Origin of the sequence: Corynebacterium sp. HMSC11E11 (assembly GCF_001807025.1) — a bacterium.
GTDB classification, from domain to species: Bacteria; Actinomycetota; Actinomycetes; order Mycobacteriales; family Mycobacteriaceae; genus Corynebacterium; species Corynebacterium freneyi.
This window is the reverse complement of the sequence record NZ_KV787155.1, coordinates 1-3,356: the sequence shown is the minus strand read 5'-3', so window position 1 is coordinate 3,356 and position 3,356 is coordinate 1. Positions and strand designations below refer to the sequence as shown.

Sequence of the window (3,356 nt, the reverse complement as noted above, 5' to 3'; positions counted from 1 at the left end):
CGCTAATTACGCACTCCAGATCCGGATGAGCCTGTTATGCTGTCGGGCGACGATGCCGTCCATCTTTGAAACCACGAACTCACTGGGGTTCAGCCCGTCGAGCTGGTTTTCGGTGACCAGTCTCCGGTCACGGATGAGTAGAGGAAAATCATGAGGTTGATTGATCCGAACGAGCTTTTCAGTTCTCTTGAGCAGCTTGATCCCGCCATCAAAAACAAAGCCAAGATCCCTGACATCGATGCAACGTACACCGAGTTCATTCATCGTTATGACGGGGTAAGTATCACGCCGGACATTGTTCTGTATGGCTATCAGAAGGTGCTCGAGTGGAATCGGCGAGCACGTGGCGAAGGTTTGCCCGAAGATCTGTGGCTTATCGGGCAGTCGGGGCAGGGCGATGAGTGGTTCTTGAGTGCACGGACCAAGACAGTGTTCTTTTTCGACCACGACCAGGGGGAGTACGGAGGGCCAGAGAGCTTCCTCGATCTGAAGATCGACTTCACTGGTTTTGTCAGGATGGCGTTCCTGTTGTCGGAGCTGGAGGAGAAGCTTGACGAGGGGCAGGAGATCGATGAATACGAGCAGGAAGTTTCGGACCTTCTGAATAGCATCCATCCGCAACTGCGTGAGAGGTTTCCCTTCAACTATTTTGAATGATTGCACCTTGGTCTCAGCCCACGGTCGTTAGCGGAGGCACGATGTCGACGCCTGTGGCAAGTGCGCGGGTGTGGGCGTCCTTGACGGCATCGACCAAAACGGAAGTATCGGGGTTCTCGGGAGCTGTGGCGCCGAAAGGACGTTAATCAGCTTCGGAACGTCGTGGAGTTCAAGTTCAACGTTTGGCGTTATGGGCAGGTCACGCCCCTTCCTTTTGCCACGAGAGGGTTAGGGGAAAGACGTTTCCAGTCACCCCAGGGACGTGACTGTTCCGAAGGCCTTGGCCAGCGCTCGGGCTTTCTTCAGCGCCACGGACGAACCCTTCCTCCCCGCCAGCGCGTCGAGGCCGTTCCACGCGTCAGCCGGTATGTAGCCGCGGCGGGTGGCTTCGAGCAGGAACTCGGAGTGCAACGTCACAACGTCGAGGACACGGTTCACCCACTTCGGTGCCGTCTCCTGGTTCCCGGCGAACCGCAGGGGTTCGCTCAACGTTGGCCACAGGAACGGCAGTAGCTCAGGCTGCTTCTCCAGGATGTACACGACTTCCGCCGGGCTCCACACCTCGTGGTACGGCAGCAACCCGATCGTGGCGGCTTTCACGGCCGCAGAGCCGTACGCCTCCTTTTCGGCCAATTCTTGTACCCGTTTCGTCGCCCATTTTGGCTTCATGTGGACGTCGTCGGCGGGGCCGTGGGCGATGAGACCTTGCATGTGCGGCATCAGCCGTTTCAGCGCGCTCAGCCGCTGCATACCGCTGACCAGCACTGCTCCCGGCGTCGCCGCCGCCTGCGACGAATGCGCCACCCGCATCCGATTAACTTCCGATCAGCGCAGCCAGGCGCAGGTTTCGCCGGGCAGCAGGCCGTCGTCGCCAAGCTCCGAGCTGCTCAGCAGCACCTCGCCGGAGGGCAGCGGGATGGGGTCGGTGCCGAAGTTCAGCACCACCCGCCATCCACCCGGCCGGCGGAACGTCAGAGACGAGTCCGTGACGTCCTCCCACTCGAGCGTTTCATCGCCCTGCAGCTCAGCGCGCAGTTCGAGGGCTCGTCGGTAGAGGTTCAAGGTAGAGGCGGGGTCTTCATCCTGAACCTCGACGGCGTAGTCGCCGAACCAGTCCGGCTGCGGCAAGTGAGAGCCGTCGTCGCCGAATCCGAACGACCGGCCCCGGCTGCTCCACGGCAGCGGAACGCGGCAGCCATCACGGCCGACCTCGACATCCCGGTTGCGGAAGAACGCCGGATCCTGACGATCCTCGTCGGGAATCTGCCCCACCTCCGGCAGGCCCAGTTCCTCGCCCTGATACAGGTAGGCCGAGCCGGGCAGTCCGAGAAGAAACATCGTCGCCGCACGAGCGCGTCGGAACCCTTGGGCATGATCGACCTGTGCGGGATCCCCGCCGTCGAAAAGCCACTGCTTTCCGTCATTGCCGGTGCCGGCGGGCGCCCCCGCTCCCGGAGCGCCCTTGCTTTCCCGGCCGCCGGGCAGTCCGTAGCGGGTGGCGTGGCGCACCACGTCATGGTTGGAAAGCACCCACGTGGTGGAACCGCCGATGGCTTCCGCCGCCGCGAGGTTGCGCGAGATGATTTCATGGAACTCATCGGCGCGGAAGTCCGCTTGCAGCAGGTCGAAATTGAAGGTCTGGCCGAGGCCCTCGGGGGATGCGTAGCGTGCCTGCCGGTGCGGCGCGACCCACGCTTCGGCGACCGCGGTGCGGGGCGGCTCGTACTCATTGAAGACGTCGCGCCACTCCTCGTAGATCGCGTGCACTTCATCGCGATCCCACACGGGGTGTTGCCCGTCGATGAACAGCTCCCGCCCACCCAGCACATCCGCCAGAGCATCGAAGGCCGGGTCCAGGTTCTTCTTCAACCCATGCGCCACGTCGACGCGGAAACCGTCGACACCCCGGTCGCTCCAGAACCGCAGGGTCTCGAGGAAATCTTCGTGCACGTCCGGGTGGTCCCAGTTGAAGTCCGGCTGCTCCTTGGCGAACAGATGGAGGTACCACTGGCCGGGGCTGCCGTCGGGCTCGGTGATCCGCTCCCACGCGCGGCCACCGAAAATCGACTGCCATTCGTTGGGCGGCAACTCGCCGTTTTCCCCCTTGCCGTCGCGGAAAATGTAGCGAGACCGCTCATTCGAACCCCTCGGCGAGTTCAGGGCGGCGCGGAACCACTCATGGCGGTTCGACGAATGGTTGGGGACGATGTCGACCACCACCTTGATGTGCGCCGCATGCAGCGCGGCCACCATCTCGTCGAACTCGTCGAGGGTGCCGATCTTCGGGTCGACGTCCCGGTAGTCGTCGACGTCGTAGCCGCCGTCGGCCAGCGCGGAGGGGTAGAACGGGCTCAACCACACGGCGTCGATGCCCAGGTCCCGCAGATATTCCACCCGCGACGTGATGCCGGCCAGATCTCCGATCCCGTCGGCGTTGGCGTCGGCGAAACTGCGGGGATAGATCTGGTAGACGACGGCTTGGCGCCACCAGTCGGGGAGGTCGAAAACTTCGCGCCGTCGCTGGTTCATGGGTGAAACCCTCCTGCGTGGACTTCAAGTGGGAGTTGATTTCGGTGTTACATCAACCGTCGTCATTCCACCCTAGCCATTGGCGTCCCGGTAGGCTGCGGGTGCCCTTCACCGGCCCATCGACCCAAGGAGAAAGCAGGCCATGAGCTTCAACGTGTACCTTTCCGGCG

General features: G+C 62.6%; 3 protein-coding genes. 1 reads left to right on the top strand and 2 read right to left on the bottom strand.

Features of this window, described 5'->3' with window-relative positions; translation table 11 throughout:
- Window positions 1-156 precede the first annotated feature (156 nt).
- Window positions 157-657, top strand: coding sequence for a hypothetical protein (locus HMPREF3121_RS09045; protein WP_209652317.1), 501 nt, complete (start codon window positions 157-159; stop codon window positions 655-657).
- A 249-nt stretch (window positions 658-906) separates the two neighbouring features.
- Here HMPREF3121_RS09045 and HMPREF3121_RS09040 read toward each other — a convergent pair whose 3' ends face one another.
- Together HMPREF3121_RS09040 and HMPREF3121_RS09035 are read right to left on the bottom strand one after the other, a co-directional pair.
- Window positions 907-1,467 (bottom strand): hypothetical protein, encoded by a 561-nt coding sequence (locus HMPREF3121_RS09040; RefSeq protein WP_070522518.1) that lies wholly within the window; start codon window positions 1,465-1,467, stop codon window positions 907-909.
- 15 nt (window positions 1,468-1,482) lie between these two features.
- Complete coding sequence (locus HMPREF3121_RS09035) at window positions 1,483-3,186, bottom strand: glycoside hydrolase family 13 protein (protein WP_070522515.1); 1,704 nt, start codon at window positions 3,184-3,186, stop codon at window positions 1,483-1,485.
- Between the last annotated feature and the right edge of the window lie 170 nt (window positions 3,187-3,356).